A 16,791-nucleotide genomic window follows, 5' to 3' on the forward strand; every position below is an offset into this window, starting at 1 on the left:
CTCAAATCTGGTAGGTTTTAGGTGAAGTTCTTTGTTTCTTAATGAAGTTCTGAAATTAAGGGCATTATAGTGGAATTAGTTTAAAACAATATTAAGGTTTGGAAGTGGTTTGCTTTTACATGTAAGTGTGAGCGAGTAAAAATTTCATAAATGTTAATTAATAAATGTTATTTTTTGATCTTTTTATAAAAATCCAAGATAGGTTAAAGTACACTTGAAATCAAAATTGAACAATACAGTTAAAGGCAGAACACGATGGTGGATATGAGAACACTCAAAGAGACTTTGATTAAGAATTTAAAGCTAGAAGATATGACACCTGAAGATATAGACGACACCATGCCTCTTTTTGGTGAGGATGGTTTAGGACTTGATTCGGTGGATTCGATTGAGCTTGTATTAACGGTCGATAAAGAGTTTGGTGTCAAGATCGCAGATTCTAAAGAGTATGAAAAAATATTTGCCAACGTTCAAAGTTTATTAGACTTTATCAATGCCCAAAAATAGTGTTTTTGTAAACAGTTTCGAGTCGGTTTGCTGTGCAGGTGAGAGTAGTGAAACACTATTTGAAGCGATTTGTGCGCAGCAAAGTGGTATAAAAATTTTTGATGAGTTCATTCAAAATAAGCCCATTGCTTTAGGTAAAATCGAAAAGCCTTTTTCCATCGAAGCTATTTTGGAACTTACATGTAAAAAGGTTTTAACGCAAAGTGGGCTTGAAAATTTTGCCGACACCCTCCTTGTTGTAGGTTCCTCAGTGGGTGGTATGCAAATCACCGAGGGCATTTTTTTAAAAGAGCACGCTTACACCAACATAGACCCCAAACTTCACGTGATTGATGCCATAGCACACATCCTCTCTTCCAAATTTTCGTTCAAAGATGACATCTCGTTTTCAACCGCTTGTACTTCCAGTGCCAATGCTTTGGGCTATGCGTACGAGATGATCGCTAAGGGTGTTTATGAAAATGTTCTAGTGGTGGGTTTTGATACGCTCTCCTTAACGACCATACGAGGGTTTGATGCGCTTGGTGTACTGAGTTCTCGCCCATGCCAACCGTTTGACGTGAATCGAGATGGCATGAATGTGGCGGAGGGCATCGCGGTTTTACTGCTTCAAAATAAGCCTCATGAAAAGAGCATTGAACTTCTAGGTGTTGGGTACAGCTCCGACGCGCATCACATGGCACATCCAAGCCCTGATGGTGCGGGTGCGCTTTTTGCGATGCAACAAGCACTGAAATGTGCCAATGTTGAGCCTCACGCGGTGGGCTATGTTAATGCGCATGGTACAGGAACAAGCGCCAATGATGCGAGTGAGGCGTGTGCCATTGAAAGCCTTTTTGGAAGCAATGCCTATGTAAGTTCGACCAAATCGATTACGGGGCATACCTTGGGTGCTGCGGGCGCACTTGAGGCGATCATTTGTGTTATGGCACTTCAAAAGCAGATCGTTCCTCCTAACACGCATCTCGTTGAACCCGAAAATAAAACGCTGGATTTGGTAAAGGTTGCCAAACCTCACACCTTTCGTTATGCTCTAAGCAATTCACTCGCTTTTGGCGGCAATAACACCTCACTTCTTTTTGGACTCCTTCAATGACGGTTAATTTAGAAATTTTAAGCAGTGCTTATCTGTTAGGCGAGAAAAGTTTGGAGTTGCCTCGCATTAAAGAGTTAGTGCCTCAGATGATGACGCGCCGCCGTCTTACCAAAGCGGCTAAAATCGCCGTAGAACTTCTTAATAGTGTCGAGCATTTTGAGGGTGGGCGCATCCTTTGCGGGAGTGCGTTTGGCGAACTTGAGACGACCGCCAATATCTTAAACGCAATTCACGATGAACAGCCTCTAAGCCCGACCGATTTTCAAAATTCGGTTTACAACACCGCTGTTTCGTACCTCTCTATTTTGTACCATAACCACAATGAGATTTTGACCCTCTCGAGTGGTGACAAGACAGCGCTCAATGTTTTAAAAGCGGGAGCGCTTAAAGCGTTGGACGGCGATGTGTTGCTTCTTTTATGTTTTGAAACGCTGGATATTCCAAACATTGAGCAGGTCAATCACTGCATCAGCTACCTTGAAAGTGGTGTGGCTTTGGTTGTGCGAGTTACTGAAGATCAGGCGACTTTGAAGCTTCAAAAAAGCGAGCTTGCGGGTGTTCCCAACTCCATCAGCGAGATGTTACATGTAGCGCAGAACGCACCACAATTAGAGCGCGCGATTATCGAAGTGAACCTATGAATTTACCGCATCTTCCACCCATTCGTTTTGCCAAAGAGGTGCTTACATGTAAGGACAAAAAGGCTTCCGTATTGTGTGAATTTCCATATTTGCCAACACTTCCTATGCTCACTGAAGCTGCCGCTCAAGCCTCCTCAGCCTTTGCAAAATCTGACACACCCCAAAACGGTTTTTTGGTTTTAATCAAAGATGTCTCTTTACATGTAAAGGTGCAAAGCCTGACGTGCATTATTGTGGTAGAGGAGCGTTTGTCGCTTGGCAATTCGAGTGAGTTTTACTTTGAAGTGTTTGAAAAAGAGGGCGATGTGATGTATGCGAATGGATCGTTGATGATCGTTCTTGAGGAGTGTGGTGCATGAAAATTTTTGCGCTAGTTTTCGCTTTTCTTTTAGGACTTCACGCCGAAGAGTTAGCGGGAACATTTATTACCGAGCCTGTTTTTAAAGCTTCTGTTTACATGCAAACCATAGGCAATCCCGAAAATCCTGCGGTAGTTTTGGTACATGGACTGGGTGATGAAGCTTCTACGATTTGGGAAAGTACCATTGAACTTTTGAAAAATGGCTATTTTGTGGTGACCTTTGATCTTCCTGGTTTTGGGCAATCCAGTAAAGCTAATGAGCTTTATTCTCCCCAAAATTATGCCAAGTTTATTCGCTATGTGACGCAAACATACATCAAAAAACCGTTTCATCTTGTTGGGCACTCTATGGGTGGGGCGATTGCTCTTAAGTACACTAGTATGTATCCCTCCGATGTGGCGAGTTTAGTGCTGGTGGACGCGGCTGGCATTTTGCACCGGTCTGAATACAACAACTTTTTAGTGCAAAGTGGTGTCAATGCTTTTTTTGATGAACAAAATGGCCTGATACAAGGGCTTCAAACGCAAAAGGTAAACTCTTTTATCGATAAAATAGCAGAGAAGATTGATCGAAAAATGTCTTTGGATATGGGGGTTGTTCTTGCCAGTGAAGACCTAAGAAGCACGATTCTTGGCGGAATGCCTCATAGCATCGCCGCAGTTGCGTTGGTGGAAGAAAGTTTCAATGGCATTCCTCAAAAGATCGATACACGAACAACGATTATCTGGGGTGAAACAGACACGGTCGCTCCTGTTGAAACAGGCTATGTACTTCATAAATTAATGCCTAATGCTTCATTTAAAATTCTTCCTAATACGGGTCATGTGCCGATGTTGACACGTGAAGAGGCTTTTTCTCACATGCTACTGACGCATCTTTCAAACCAAGAGGGCATCATTCGCCCCGTTCAGCCAAAAAATACGCAAAGTTATAGTGTTAAGATTAAAGATGTGAGCGATAAAGTTTATACGGGCAGAATTGAGAGTATGAGCATTCGCAATTCTCAAAAAATCATCATTAAAGATGCGGTGATTGAAGAGCTTGTGGTTTTAAATTCGGATGTTGAGATTATTAATAGCACCATTAAAGCAGGAAAAGCAGTAGCGATAACAGCTCAAAATGCCAAAATTTCCATTGTCGCAAGTGATGTCTTTGGAAAAATAAAACTGCAAAATACAAAATTGCATCTTCTAGGTATCACCATGGATGTGCTTGGAAAACCCATCGAAGCGCTCTCGACCTCTATGGTTTACTTCTCGTTGTGTCAAATTAATAACAAATTGATTCATGGAAAAGAGATTTTAGGGTTACAATAAGTGAAAAAAAGCCTATTCTAGGCTCTTAAGTACTATTTACTCAGTAATATTTAATCTTAAAATAAATAAAATAAATTAAATTTTTTTAAAGGATTGTAATGAGAAAACTTGTCATGTTAGCTATGGCTTTTGCCTTGAGTATCGCGTTCTTTGGTTGTGGAACACCACCTGTGTACAATGTAAACAACAATGCAGTTGTAGTTGCTGCTGATAAAAAAGCAACAATGGCAGATGTTGAAAAAGCCATTATGAGAGCGGCTGGAGGACTTGGTTGGATCATTAAAAAAGAGAAAGATGGTCTTCTTAAAGGAACACTTATTTTAAGAACTCACACAGCAGTTGTTGCCATTACGTACAATACTGAAGCATATAGCATCAACTACGAGAGCAGCGTTAACTTAGATTATAATGCAGCAAATAACACTATTCACAGTAACTACAATGGTTGGATTCAAAATCTAAACAAAGCAATTCAAGTACAACTTAGTTTGTTATAAAAGAAAGATGCTAGGTGTTAAGTTAATCTTAACACCTAGCTTTTGAGACTACTTTATCTCTACTTTTGCCTCAGCAATATACTGCTGTAACGCTTTTTGCATGACTTCTAGATAGTTACTCTCCATACCTGTTTGAAACGAATCAGCCGCTTTTACATGTACGTTATAGGTCTTAGCATCAACCTCTTTTTTGAGGTCGACTTTGGTTTCAATTTCACAACTGATGGTTAGCGCTAAAAAGCCCATATTCATCCAAGACCAAAATTTGACAATTTTCACATCAGCCATATAGGTTTGAGGTGTGATTTGATCTTTATTTTCAATGACCTGGTAGCCTTTTCCTGTTAAAGCTTCTTTGAGAGCATTTTTGACAACACTATTGACATTTTGATCTTCATTGAGAAGAATATCTCCGAGTGCCATGCCATAACCATTACGTTTTCTTCCAACTGCTCGCGCTTTGATGGTATCACTTTGCGCTTCTGAAGGATCAAGAGAAGGAGTACTAGGATCAGTTGGTTTTGGCTCAAACATACGCCTATCGACAACAGAATTGATGTAAATTTGTTGACCGTTAGATGGTACTGCTTCAGCTTTGGTGGTTGGCACTTGCAGTGCAACTTCTCCACGTTTAGTAGCACAACCACTGAAAAAGAGTGCGCTGGTTGCAAAGAGGAGTGTGAGGAGCGTTCTTAAAACATGATTCATTCGACTTCCTTTAAGGTTGAGATTTTTAGACTAATGGCATACATTTTTTCCCCATCAACGTGGTGGAGATTTTATCAACGATGTGTAATTCAATCGGGAGATTGATTTTTCCCAGTTTTTGTTTGATGGCACTTTTTAGCTCTTTTGCTGTGATAGGACGCGTGGTTTCAAGAAAAATTTGAACGACTTCATCTTTAAGCTCGGCATTGTTGTGTTTGACGTGTACGAGAGCTTTTTCGATGCCCTCTATCGCTTCTAAAATCTCTTCAATCTGTGCGGTAGCGTAGCGTTTACCTGCGATTTTGACAATGTTACTGCTTCGTCCTATGAGTTGAAATTTTCCATTTTCTATCAAAGCATAATCAAAGCTTTGAATTTCTCCACCTGTTTGCACAAAACCCTCTTGCCATAAGGTTTGGGAGATAAAAGGTGACTTTACATGTAAAAGTCCTTCGGCATTGAGCGAAGTTTGCACTCCTTGAAACGGGCTCCAAAAAGTGTCATCTTGCTTTTTAAAAGCGATGCTCCCGCATTCGGTGGAGCCAAAGAGTTGAATGAGTGTGGTGTTGAATTTATCGGTAAATTCTTTGGCAATCTCGGCTGGCAATGGTCCTGTAGAGCTAATAAAAATCGTTTCGCTCAGGTCTTTGGTTTCATCCAGCCTCAAAAGCGATTTGATGTAAAGAGGCGTGGTGACGATAAGGTGATGAGGCTTTGCAGACTCGAGCAGATCATGTGGTAGAAAATGCTCTTTAAAAAACAGATCAACGTCTAGTTTGAGCGGAAGTAAAAGTGCGGCTAAAAAACCGTAAATATGAATGAAGGGAACGGTTGCAACCACTTTTTCGATCTGAAAATTCCCAAATTCTCGCACCAACGCTGCCATGTCCTTTTCGATGTTTTCTCTACTTTTAAAGGCACCCGTTGGAAAGCCTGTGCTGCCAGAGGTAAAAAACATGGCGGCAAAGTCAATGTCGTTGAATGTTTCTGCGCCCAGTGATTCGATTTTCTCTTTAAGTGCGATGTTTTCTTGGTCGTACAAAATAGGCTTTGCACCTGAAAGATAGGCTCTTAAAATCTCTATGGCATTCTCTTCTTTGGTTTTGGAAGGAATAAGAAGGACTTTATTTTTAAGTGTTGTGTCGATGAGGTGCGCGCTTTCATAGACTTTTTCGCTGCCATTATCGTTTTGTATAATAACTCTCAATGACTTTTCCTCCCCATCAATAAAACTAAAATCGCCCCCGTGGCAATACATGAGACAAGCCCCATGGAGTAGAGTGCTCCAATGTCACTGAAAATGAGCACACCAAAGCCTGCAAAAGTGTCGACAATGGAGAAGAAAATCGCACTTCTCGTTCCATCTTTGAAGCTGTCATCACTGCTCATATAGATGCCATAGTCAATGCCAAAAAGCATCATGATAAAAAGCATAAAAATGTGTGCAATGGTAAAACCACCCATAAATGCAAGCAATAAAATAAGTGCGGTTGGCAATAAAACAAAGCTAGAGCTGAGTGCAAGTGTTTTGCGGCACACCATCCAGAGCATAAAAAAGATAAAGGCAATGGCTAAAATACCTCCAAGAAGGAGTTGATGTGCAATTTTTTGAAGAGCGTTAAAGAACATCTCTTTGGCGTCAATGGAAGAGGCAAAAGCAAAAGGTGTCAATAAGCCTCTGTCGCTGTTTTTCACCAAAGCGTAGGTGTAGTACTTGCCATCTTTGAAGACGACATCAAAGCCCATTTCACGAAGTCGCTCCAAAGAGAGCTCTTGATAATTTGGGTGTAAAAGTGCTTCATTGTAGGCGTTTTTAAAGAAGCCTTCACGAAAGCCAATCTTAGTTGCTTCTTCTTCGATCTGTGCTTTTTTCTCGTTTACATGTAAAGCGTCAATTTCTTGTTTTCTCTGCTCGTAAAATGATTTGTCAAAAAAATAGGAGAGTGGAGCGGTGGCGTTTTTAAAGCTTTTTTGAATGACATTGCTATGCGCTATAAGCTCGTCAATGGAGTCTGCTTCGATGAGAAGAGGCATGAAGCCCTCTTTTTTGATCGCATCTTTGAAGAATTTTTCCTCTTTCATTAAGGAGGTATTTTGGTAGTCAAGGTTTTTGATATTGGTATCAAGATGTAAAAAAGGAACGCTTAAAACAATGGATAAGAGAGAAAGTAGAGCGATGGCACGGTAGGGTAATGGAATGGAAAAGTGAAATTTTGAATAAGGCTGTGCTTTTTTGAACCCGATGAGTGGGAAGAGAAAAACGAATTGCAAGTAAGAGAGTATGAGCGAAATCATCGCAAAGACGCACACTTGTTGGATAAGGGGAAAATCGACCCAAGCGAAGATCAAAAAGCCCCCAAAAGTAGTGAGGAAGCCGTAAAAAACAGAGGTGTTAAACTTCTTTTTGCTCTCATAATGTCCGTAAAAATAGTAGTGGAACATATAGTCAATTGCCAATGTTCCTATGGCATTTCCAAAAGCCAACACAAAGACAGAGACTTCACTCCAGATCATGCCAATGAGCAAAAACGAAAGCAGAGCAGAGGTCGCAAGGGTGGCAATAGTGTTGATGAGAAGGTAGATATTTCTGATGATGAAAATGTAAAGCACAAGGAGAAGTACCGTTGAGAGGACAATCAAAAAAGTGACATCATCTTGTATTTTTTGCGAGTTTTCCACAAAGTAAAATGTTGGGCTAAAGACGCGGACATTTTGTATGCCTTTAAGCTCTTGATGCACGAGATTATAGATGGTTTCATAACTCTCGATGGTATTGGAAGTGTCTTTGATGCTCAAAACGCACAAATACCCAAAATCGCCTAAGGCTAAGTGACCGTCCCTGATGTTAATGGGAATTTTTTGCTCTTTAGGGCTAAAGTAGCCCAGTGGATCAGAGGCATCTATGGTCGTATAGTAGAGACTATTTGACATTTTTTCATAAAGCGATTTTAGCTTTTCATGGATGCTTGCTGAGTCATCTTTGTTTAGGTTTTTCAGATAAAAAGCATTGTTTTTGGTGTATTCGATCAGTTTGGCATTGGGTGTTATGCTACTCTCTAACTTTAAAAGCTCAGTTGCGAGCAGTTTCTCTTCGATGGTTTTGATTTTGGCAAGGGATTCTTTATCGAACCCTTCGGTGGCGATGAGCACCTCTTTTGAATTTTTGAAATGCGAATAGATCTCAAACGCCTCTTTGCTCTTTCCTTCTGGTAAAAAAGAGAGCAGGTTGGTGGAGACATGCACCGAGTTTTGGTAGACGAAAAAAAGTGTGCCTACGATGGCAAAAAGAATGATGTTAAGGCTTTTAGTTCCTAATTTCAATGGTGATCCTATCGCCGTTTTTAATCTTTACATGTAAAGATTTGAGTTTCGTTGCTGCACGTAAAATACGCACCTCTTCAAGAACTTCAGCCGCCACTCCTTTAGGGCTTAGGAGTGTCTCATCGCCTTCTGTTTTTGCCTCAAAAAAAGAGTTCAATAAGACACTGTTTTCATCATGCACCGCTTTAATAATCATAAAAAAATAGTTCATCGAAGGCATGCTTTGCGCATCGATGACTTTATAGCCATTTTGGTCTTGAATGGTGAGCTTTTCTTCAAAATAGGTCAATACTTTTGATTCGGGCTTGACATATTCGATGATGATATTTTGCTCTCCAAACGTGATGAATCCTTCTAACTCGATGGTTTTATCAAGCGCGTAGAGGTAGCGTGTCTCTTTAAAAGTGGAAGCGTCGTTGGCAAAAAGGCACAGCAGTGAAAGTAAACACAAAACGATGATTTTCATGCGTTACATCCGTTTTAAGAAGATAAATTGGCGGTGCAGAAACTGTGCAATCCCGCCCAAAATAAAAACAAAATACCAACCAAAAGAGGAGTAAATAATCCAATAGTGGTCATTTTTGAGAAGAAGGATGCTTACATGTAAAAGAATGTTGATAGACGCAAGCACTATCCAAAAAAGGGTTGAGCGGTTGATGTATGCCTCTTCTTTGGTTGAAAGAGGGCGTTTATGGAGTTTGCGTGCAAAGTGTAAAATGATGGAATCGTTGTCAAAATAGCTCGCCATCAAGAAAAAGATAAATGCTAAAGAGATCAAGAGTGGCAAAAACTTCAAGACCAAAAAGTCATCTAAAGCAAAGGCTCCAACGGCTACTGCGATATAAAAAAGAGGAAAGAGTGTGGTTTTAATATCTTTTTGTTTCAGACTGAAAAGCCAAAGGATACCAAAGCCAAAAAGTCCCATCGAGACGGTTTTAATGTCAAAATAACTCAGCAAAACGACCACAACAGGTGCGTATAGAAACGAAAAAAGTATGTGCATTATCTTACCATCCCACCGCTAATATTGATCACTTCACCGTTCACGTACGTTGCTTTGTCGCCTAAAAAGAAGACCACTTCAGCGACCTCTTCGGGCTTTCCTACGCGTTTGCAGGGAATGAGGTTGGTGATATTTTTATCCACATTGTGGATCATTTCTGACTCAATAACCCCTGGGGCTACTGCATTGACTCTGATATTATAGCGTGCTACTTCCACACAAAGCGCTTTGGTGAAAGCGATGATGCCGCCTTTGGTCGTCGAGTAGTTGACTTGCCCGCCATTGCCCACCAGCCCTGAGATGGAGGAGACATTGACGATGGAGCCCGCTTTTTCTTTGATCATATTAGGCAGAATTTGTTTGGTGACATAAAAAAGGCTGTTAAGATTCGCATCCATCACATCACTCCACTCTTCCTCTTCCATAAAGAAGAAAAGTTTGTCTTTGGTGATGCCTGCATTGTTGACTAAAACGTTTACATGTAAATCTTCTAAAGCCTTTTTCACTTCTTCTTTTTGGGTGATGTCAAACTGGATAATCTCACCATTTTTGATCTCATCAAGAAGCGCAAGAGCTTTTTCTTTTTGGTTTCGGTAGTGGATGTACACAAAATAACCCTCTTTGGCAAAGTAGTGCACAATGGCAGCTCCAAGGCTTCCCGTAGCTCCTGTTACCAGCACTTTTTTCATGCTAAAGCTCCTTTGCAAAGAATATTTTGAATCTTCACGATGTCAACATCCATGCGTCTGTCTTCCAACAGGGGCTGAGCGTGTTCTCTGATAGCATCATAATATTTAAGGAGTGTTGGCGAAACGCTCTCTTTGCCCCTGATGTCCACCGCTTGCGCCATGCCCATAAACGCGATGCCAAGCATCAGCTCAAGCGGCTCCATCATCTTTTTAAAGTCCAGTGCCGCGGTGGTTCCCATGCTCACTTTGTCTTGATTGAGGGATTCGGTTGGGCGAGAGTGAATAGAGGCGGCTGTGGTGTTTTTAATGACATCGGCACTTAGGGAACTGAGTGTAATTTGCATCGCTTTAAAGCCATGAAAATAGTGCTCTTTAGAGAGTTTAAGATTTTCACCGAGTCCTCGGTTAAATTTGTGATCGACCAGAAGGGCAAACTCTTTATCGAGTAGGTCAGCAAGGTTTGCAGCGCAGATTTTAAGCGTGTCCATCGCGTGAGCGACGTAGCCACCATAGAAATTGCCTGAAGTGTAAATTTTTTGGTTTTTGCCATCAATGAGCGGGTTGTCATTGACCGAGTTGATCTCTTGCTCGACCCATTTTTTAGAAATCTCCAAGTTATCGCGAATCACGCCTAAAACTTGTGGCGCGCAGCGCATCGAGTAGGTATCTTGGATGTTCAGGTCATTGTCTGCAAAGAACTTGTCATAGCGGTCATCGCGCCCGTGCGTGAGCTTCGAGCCTTCGATTTTAGCTTTGATGTTGGCTGCGACTTGAATTTGCCCACTAAAAGGCTTCGCCTCATGCACAAATGAATCTAAAGGCGTCGTATCGCCCAAAAGCACTTCAAACATGCCAGCTACAAAGGACTCCATACTCGAAAGGAGCACTTCAAAGCGCTCCAAGCAAGTGAGCGCAATCGCACTCATAATGGTCGTACCATTCATAATGGCAAGGGCTTCTTTGGGTTTAAACACATACGGAGCGATACCCAGTTTTGCATACACCTCATTGGTAGGATGTATGGTGCCTTCATACCACACTTCACGCTCGCCTGCAATGACGGCGGCAATGTACGAAAGCGGCGTCAAATCGCCACTAGCTCCTACCGAGCCAAGGGAAGGAATAACGGGGATGATCTCTTTTTCAAGCAAAAGCTCAAGGCGTTGTAAAAGCTCATACGAGATGCCAGATTTGCCCTTAGAGAGTGAAACAAGTCTGCAAATCAGCGCGTAACGCGATGTCTGAGGAGTGAGCGATGCACCAACGCCACAGCCATGAAAGCGGTAAAGGTTCTGTTGTAAAATGGCGCTTTGCTCATACGTCAGGTAGTTTTTGCCACTCGCACCATAGCCTGTGGTGACGCCGTAAATGGGTTTTCCTTTTTTGATTTCATTCATCAAAAAGGTATGAGAGAGTGAAAAATTCTCTTCAAAGTGGTTCTCTTTAGAGACACTAACACTGCTGGCTTTGCATATCTCTTCTAAGCTGATGTAGCGATCGTCTATGATTAATTTCATGCTTTTTCTTTCCAAAAGGGGTATAGGTTGAACCATTGTTCAGGGTGTGCGGTAATATGCGTTGCAAAAAAATCGGCATAAGCTTGCATCGCTTTGTGTATCTCTTCGTTTGCATGGTTGTTTTTATCCATCTTAATTTCGATAAATTCAATGCGGTAATGCTGGGGGTTTTGATAGCTAAAGGCAATGCCCATGAGTGGTTTTTCGGTTTTGTAGGCGATGCTAAAAGGATTTTTATTGAACTCGGCCTCTTTGCCAAAGAATGTCACGACCTCTTTGTTTTTAGCTTCAGTGGCACGGTCTGCCATCATCGCGACAATCTCGTTATTTAAAAGGGCCGAGGCGATTTTCATCGTGACATAAACCCCACCTTTGGAGAGATCAATGATGTTTAGGTGAGGGTTTTTTGTCTCAAGATTTTCTTCGATACATTTGATGGTCTCCATAAGCGCTTCTTGCATGACAATGTTAATTTTAAGGTCTGTAAAACAGTTGCCTGCACTCGACCAGCCCCCAAAATGCGATAAGAGCAAAATACCACCACTATGAAGATGGCGCATAAGTTCTTCTTCATTTTTGATGTCAAATGTGTAATCTTGTGGGCTGACTTTAGAGACAAAGCGGTCGCACATCGTAATCGCGAAATGGCGCAAATGTTCAAAATAAATCCAGTTGTTAAAAGGTTTGTTGATGTGTTGGTAATAATCACGAAGAGCCTCTTTGACATTGCCAGCGACTAAAAAATAAAAAAAAGTCACAGGGTACATCAAGTAGTAGATAAAGGTGTAGCCAAAGAGTGTGTAAAAGGTAAAAACGAGCCTGATGCTCCAACCGCTTCCGCGCTGTTTTGTGCTCATTGGTACCTTTTTTTGAGGAAAAATTTCCACGGCAAAAGTTTGACATGCACCATAACGATGGCGGCGGTGTCCCAAAACTTTTTAAAGTGACTCACACGCTCTTCGGGAGTTGGGTAGTAGCACTCGATGATGACCTCTTTGATGAGGCGACCTTTCCACGCGTGTTTGACGAGCACTTCCATCTCCCAGTCAAAGCGCTTGGTTTTGATGATGAGGTCTAGGATGGAGGTCGGATAAAGCCTAAAGCCCGAGAGCGAATCGGTAATGGTCTGTTCGGTGTCCCAGCACGCCCAAAAGTTACTAAACCAGCGTCCAAATTTTGAGCCATTGGGGACATGGTTGATCTCAAAATTGCGCGCACCGATGATGATTTGATCGACTCCATCGCAGGCGCTTAGGATTTTTTCAATTTGAGAAGCCAGATGTTGTCCATCGCCATCCAGGCTTATAAAATAGGGAAAACCTCGCTTTTTTGCCTCTTTCGCTCCTGTGATGATGGCTTCGCCTTTACCTTGGTTGACTTCGTGGCGTAAAATGGTGAGTTGTTCATGCGGAGTCATCAGCGATGAAACGGGCGTTTGTGAGCCATCATCGACAACGATGAGCGCATAGCCGTGAGAGAGAACATCGTTGGCAACATGGACAATGGTAAGAGGGTTGTTGTAAGTGGGGACAACAACGACAATATCATCTTTTTTCATAGGTAAATTCTGCTACTTTTTGTTCATTTTGATTGACACGAATTTTGAGCGTTTTTTCCTTGGTTTGGATGTTAAACCAAAGAACACTAAGAGGCGGTATGTTTTTTAAAAATTTTGCTTTGGTAATTTTTACGATTTCGACACCTAAAATTTCAGCGCTCATATCGAGCAGAATAAATCCAGCCACGATAGGGTTTGTGGGGAAATGTGCCTTAAAAATAGAATGGTTTGCGTCACACAATTGTACACAAAAGCGCGTTTCATCTTTACATGTAAGCGTATAAAAATCGGTTAAAATCATACAATCCTTACAAAAATTCTTAAATAAATAGATATTATAGCTAAAATAACAGCTTAAAATCGACCTAATAATCGAAGAGATTCAGACAATGTGTCTAAAAAGAGGAAATTTTTCATGAACCATTTTTTTGAAGAAAACGATAGCGCATCTGCCATTGAGGCGCAGTACAACGCCCAGCGCATCGCTTTTGCCCCGATAGTGTTTCAAGTCGCACGCTCTATGCGTGATCTGGGTGTTTTAAAAGCCCTTTACGAGCATAAAGAGGGTCTTAGCATCGAAGCGTTGGCAAAAGAGACCAACCTAAGTACATACGGCATAACGACACTCATTGAAACGAGCCTGAGTGCGGACATCGTCAAACAAAAAGGCGAGCTTTATTTCATCACCAAAACGGGCTATTTTTTACTGAACGATCCGATGACCATTGCCAATATGAACTACAACCACCATGTGAATTACCAAGGGCTTTTTTCTCTGGATGAAGCGATCAAAAGTGGCAAACCAACAGGGTTGAAAGTCTTTGGCGAGTGGGAGACCATCTACCCCGCACTTTCCATTTTGCCCGAAAATGCAAAACAGAGTTGGTTTACCTTCGATCATTTTTACTCCGACAGTGCTTTCCCCGAAGCGGTGAAAAAACTTTTGAGCTTCAAACCTCGCAAAATTTTAGATGTGGGCGGCAATACAGGCAAGTTTTCAATGCTGATGGCAAAGAGCGATAAGGCTTTACATGTAAGCATTATGGATTTACCAGAACAGCTCGCGCTGGCACGTGAAAACATCGAAAAAGAGGGGCTGGAAAAGCAAATTTCTCTTTTACCTGCCAATGTCTTAGCTCCAACGCATAGCTTCCCAAAAGGGTTTGACATCATCTGGATGAGCCAGTTTTTAGACTGCTTTAGTGAAAATGACATCGTCTCCATCTTGAGCAAAGCCAAAGAGGCGATGGATGAAGAAACAATACTGTGCATCATGGAGCCATTTTGGGACAGGCAACGCTTTGAAACTTCCGCCTTTTGCATCATCAATACCTCGCCGTACTTTACCGCCATGGCAAATGGTTGCAGCAAGATGTACCACTCAAAAGATTTTATCAAGCTCGTCGAAATGGCGGGGCTTAAAGTCGATGAAATCAGCGATCATTTGGGTGTTTGCCAGAGTATTTTGAAGATAAAAAGAGGTTGATGAAGAACAAAATATGGAGCCAAAATAGCGATAAAAGTAGCTTGTCCCCATTTTTTTTGCGTGCTTGCTCGATTTAAGGTAATACTTTTTATAATGTATCTCATCAAATCTTACTGTTCAAGGATTTTTTATGAAATATCTTATTATGATCGCATTGAGCGTTATAGCTATTTTTTTTAGTGGCTGTGCTACTACAAAACCTACGTATGATCTTTATTGGACAACTACGATCAGTAGCAATATAGGGGGAGATGTTGGAGGTATCTATGGCGTCAAACGAGATGAGATGGATATTTCAACAAAAATTATTCATTTAAGAGCCGATGTTCGCTCAGCAACAGTTGATAAAGCAGGCAATATCTATTGGACAGACATCACCAATCACGGTATCTATAAAGCCAAGCCAGATGGCTCAAATGTTCAAAAAATTATTTCAGATATTTATCGTCCTACGGTTATTACGATTGATAATACACGTGGTAGAATCTATTGGATTAATTGGCTCGATGGTTTAAAAGTAGAAGTATGCTTTGCTGATCTTGATAATTATGAAAAAAAGATTATTCTTCCAAATTCAAGAATGTCAATACGCTCAGGAAGTGGGTTATTTTATGATGCGATATATGACAAACTCTATCTCTCTGACTATTCTGGAGGACAAATTATCCGAATCGATTTAAAAACCAATGAATTTAGTAGACTCACTTATGCCCAGCAACCCCAAGGTATCGTTGTTGATTATAAAAACAGAAGGGTAATTTGGGCAGATACTAGTGATGATTCGATATCAAGTGTTACATTTGATGGCTCAGACAAAAAAGTTCTTATCAAATTTGAAAGTCAGTTTGCCAACCCAACCGCACTCACCATCGATAAAGTCAATGAACGTTTGGTTTACATTTATGGTGAACCAAAAAAAGACCTTCACTTCTTAGAAACATCCAATCTTGATGGAAGTGATAGAAAAGTGGTGAATCACTCTATAGAACATTCTGGTTCTTCATCACTCTTTAGTATTGATTAACCATTTTTCTTTCATTTGTATAGGTCAAAAGGCATAAAGAATCGGAGCTAAACTTTTATATTTGAGCAAATCTTATCTTTATAAGGATTTTTTATGAAAATTTTTTTTATGTTTGCATTGAGTCTTATAGCGATTGTTTTGAGTGGTTGTGCCACGAAACCTCTCTATGATTTTTATGGAACAACTACGATCGATAACAATATGGGAGGATATACTAGCGGTATCTACGGTGTTGAACGAAATGCGATGGATAACGCAACAAAAATTATTTATTCCAATACCCGCATTCAGTCATCAATAGTTGATAAAGCAGGCAATATCTATTGGTCAGACATCACCAATCACGGTATCTATAAAGCCAATCCAGATGGCTCAAATGTTCAAAAAATTATTTCAGATATTTATCGTCCTATGTCCATTGCGATTGATAATACACGTGGTGGAATCTATTGGACAAATTGGCTTGAAAATTTAGAAATCGAAGTAGGCTTTGCTGATCTTGATAACTATGAAAAAAAGATCATTCTTCCAAATTCAAGATTTTATTACATAGGCTCGGGGAATGGGTTATTTTATGATAGGATATATGATAAGCTCTATCTCTCTGACTTTTCAGCACACCAAATTATCCGAATTGATTTAAAAACCAATGACTTTACTAGGCTCACTTATGCCAAAGAACCTCAAGGTATCGTTGTTGATTATAAAAACAGAAGGGTTGTTTGGGCAGATACTGGTGATGGTTCAATATCAAGTGTTAAATATGATGGCTCAGACAAAAAAGTTCTTATCAAATTTGAACATCGATTTTCCAACCCAAGAGCACTTACCATCGATAAAATCAATGATCGTTTGGTTTATATTTATGATGCAGAAAAAGACCTTGAACTCTTAGAAACATCCAACCTTGATGGAAGTGATAGAAAAGTGATGAATTACTCCATAGAACACGTCGCCTATTCCCTCTTTAGTATTGATTAATACTTATAAAATAGGAAAATGGGGATAGGCTACTTTTAAAGAATTTTAGACAACAAAAATAAAAAGTTATATAAAGCAGCCTTAT

Annotated in this window: 19 protein-coding genes; 9 read left to right on the forward strand and 10 right to left on the reverse strand. The window is 40.7% G+C overall.

Annotated features, from left to right (window positions below):
* Nucleotides 1-255: 255 nt before the first annotated feature.
* The 6 genes from N0B29_RS09845 (at nucleotide 256) to N0B29_RS09870 (ending at nucleotide 4,419) form a co-directional block, all read left to right on the forward strand.
* Nucleotides 256-507, forward strand: coding sequence for a phosphopantetheine-binding protein (locus tag N0B29_RS09845; protein ID WP_263833548.1), 252 nt, complete (start codon nucleotides 256-258; stop codon nucleotides 505-507).
* Nucleotides 494-1,603, forward strand: coding sequence for a beta-ketoacyl-[acyl-carrier-protein] synthase family protein (locus N0B29_RS09850; protein WP_263833549.1), 1,110 nt, complete (start codon nucleotides 494-496; stop codon nucleotides 1,601-1,603). Before N0B29_RS09845 ends, N0B29_RS09850 begins: the two co-directional genes overlap by 14 nt.
* Entirely contained in the window at nucleotides 1,600-2,244 is a 645-nt protein-coding gene (locus tag N0B29_RS09855; protein ID WP_263833550.1) for a beta-ketoacyl synthase chain length factor, read from the forward strand. Before N0B29_RS09850 ends, N0B29_RS09855 begins: the two co-directional genes overlap by 4 nt.
* Nucleotides 2,241-2,603, forward strand: a complete 363-nt coding sequence (locus N0B29_RS09860; RefSeq protein ID WP_263833551.1) for a hypothetical protein — start codon at nucleotides 2,241-2,243, stop codon at nucleotides 2,601-2,603. Before N0B29_RS09855 ends, N0B29_RS09860 begins: the two co-directional genes overlap by 4 nt.
* Nucleotides 2,600-3,922, forward strand: coding sequence for an alpha/beta fold hydrolase (locus N0B29_RS09865; RefSeq protein ID WP_263833552.1), 1,323 nt, complete (start codon nucleotides 2,600-2,602; stop codon nucleotides 3,920-3,922). Before N0B29_RS09860 ends, N0B29_RS09865 begins: the two co-directional genes overlap by 4 nt.
* Nucleotides 3,923-4,020: 98 nt before the next feature.
* A complete protein-coding gene (locus N0B29_RS09870) occupies nucleotides 4,021-4,419 on the forward strand; it encodes a hypothetical protein (protein WP_263833553.1) in 399 nt (132 codons plus the stop codon).
* A 48-nt stretch (nucleotides 4,420-4,467) separates the two neighbouring features.
* Here the strand turns inward: N0B29_RS09870 and N0B29_RS09875 are convergent, their stop codons facing one another.
* From N0B29_RS09875 to N0B29_RS09920, 10 genes are read right to left on the reverse strand one after another with little or no spacing between them, the layout of a single operon-like run.
* Entirely contained in the window at nucleotides 4,468-5,127 is a 660-nt protein-coding gene (locus tag N0B29_RS09875; protein WP_263833554.1) for a YajG family lipoprotein, read from the reverse strand.
* 25 nt (nucleotides 5,128-5,152) lie between these two features.
* Nucleotides 5,153-6,334: an AMP-binding protein gene (locus N0B29_RS09880; RefSeq protein WP_263833555.1), complete on the reverse strand. Its 1,182-nt coding sequence runs from the start codon at nucleotides 6,332-6,334 to the stop codon at nucleotides 5,153-5,155.
* Complete coding sequence (locus N0B29_RS09885) at nucleotides 6,331-8,448, reverse strand: MMPL family transporter (protein WP_263833556.1); 2,118 nt, start codon at nucleotides 8,446-8,448, stop codon at nucleotides 6,331-6,333. The genes N0B29_RS09880 and N0B29_RS09885 overlap by 4 nt, the downstream gene beginning before the upstream one ends.
* A complete protein-coding gene (locus N0B29_RS09890) occupies nucleotides 8,432-8,914 on the reverse strand; it encodes a LolA-like protein (protein WP_263833557.1) in 483 nt (160 codons plus the stop codon). The genes N0B29_RS09885 and N0B29_RS09890 overlap by 17 nt, the downstream gene beginning before the upstream one ends.
* Before the next feature lie 3 nt (nucleotides 8,915-8,917).
* On the reverse strand, nucleotides 8,918-9,451 hold the full coding sequence (locus N0B29_RS09895) for a hypothetical protein (protein WP_263833558.1): 534 nt from the start codon (nucleotides 9,449-9,451) through the stop codon (nucleotides 8,918-8,920).
* Entirely contained in the window at nucleotides 9,451-10,140 is a 690-nt protein-coding gene (locus N0B29_RS09900) for an SDR family oxidoreductase (protein ID WP_263833559.1), read from the reverse strand. The genes N0B29_RS09895 and N0B29_RS09900 overlap by 1 nt, the downstream gene beginning before the upstream one ends.
* Nucleotides 10,137-11,657: an HAL/PAL/TAL family ammonia-lyase gene (locus N0B29_RS09905; protein WP_263833560.1), complete on the reverse strand. Its 1,521-nt coding sequence runs from the start codon at nucleotides 11,655-11,657 to the stop codon at nucleotides 10,137-10,139. The genes N0B29_RS09900 and N0B29_RS09905 overlap by 4 nt, the downstream gene beginning before the upstream one ends.
* Nucleotides 11,654-12,514 (reverse strand): lysophospholipid acyltransferase family protein, encoded by an 861-nt coding sequence (locus N0B29_RS09910; protein ID WP_263833561.1) that lies wholly within the window; start codon nucleotides 12,512-12,514, stop codon nucleotides 11,654-11,656. Before N0B29_RS09910 ends, N0B29_RS09905 begins: the two co-directional genes overlap by 4 nt.
* Nucleotides 12,511-13,215, reverse strand: a complete 705-nt coding sequence (locus N0B29_RS09915) for a glycosyltransferase family 2 protein (protein ID WP_263833562.1) — start codon at nucleotides 13,213-13,215, stop codon at nucleotides 12,511-12,513. The genes N0B29_RS09910 and N0B29_RS09915 overlap by 4 nt, the downstream gene beginning before the upstream one ends.
* Nucleotides 13,202-13,516 (reverse strand): ApeI family dehydratase, encoded by a 315-nt coding sequence (locus N0B29_RS09920; RefSeq protein WP_263833563.1) that lies wholly within the window; start codon nucleotides 13,514-13,516, stop codon nucleotides 13,202-13,204. The genes N0B29_RS09915 and N0B29_RS09920 overlap by 14 nt, the downstream gene beginning before the upstream one ends.
* 114 nt (nucleotides 13,517-13,630) lie before the next feature.
* Here N0B29_RS09920 and N0B29_RS09925 point away from each other — a divergent pair, with 114 nt between their 5' ends.
* From N0B29_RS09925 to N0B29_RS09935, 3 genes are all read left to right on the forward strand, one after another.
* Complete coding sequence (locus N0B29_RS09925; protein ID WP_263833564.1) at nucleotides 13,631-14,701, forward strand: class I SAM-dependent methyltransferase; 1,071 nt, start codon at nucleotides 13,631-13,633, stop codon at nucleotides 14,699-14,701.
* Nucleotides 14,702-14,831: 130 nt separating this feature from the next.
* Complete coding sequence (locus N0B29_RS09930; protein ID WP_263833565.1) at nucleotides 14,832-15,725, forward strand: SMP-30/gluconolactonase/LRE family protein; 894 nt, start codon at nucleotides 14,832-14,834, stop codon at nucleotides 15,723-15,725.
* A gap of 93 nt (nucleotides 15,726-15,818) precedes the next feature.
* Nucleotides 15,819-16,706: a hypothetical protein gene (locus tag N0B29_RS09935; protein WP_263833566.1), complete on the forward strand. Its 888-nt coding sequence runs from the start codon at nucleotides 15,819-15,821 to the stop codon at nucleotides 16,704-16,706.
* Nucleotides 16,707-16,791: the final 85 nt, after the last annotated feature.

This window comes from Sulfurospirillum oryzae, from assembly GCF_025770725.1.
In the GTDB taxonomy this organism is placed as follows: domain Bacteria; phylum Campylobacterota; class Campylobacteria; order Campylobacterales; family Sulfurospirillaceae; genus Sulfurospirillum; species Sulfurospirillum oryzae.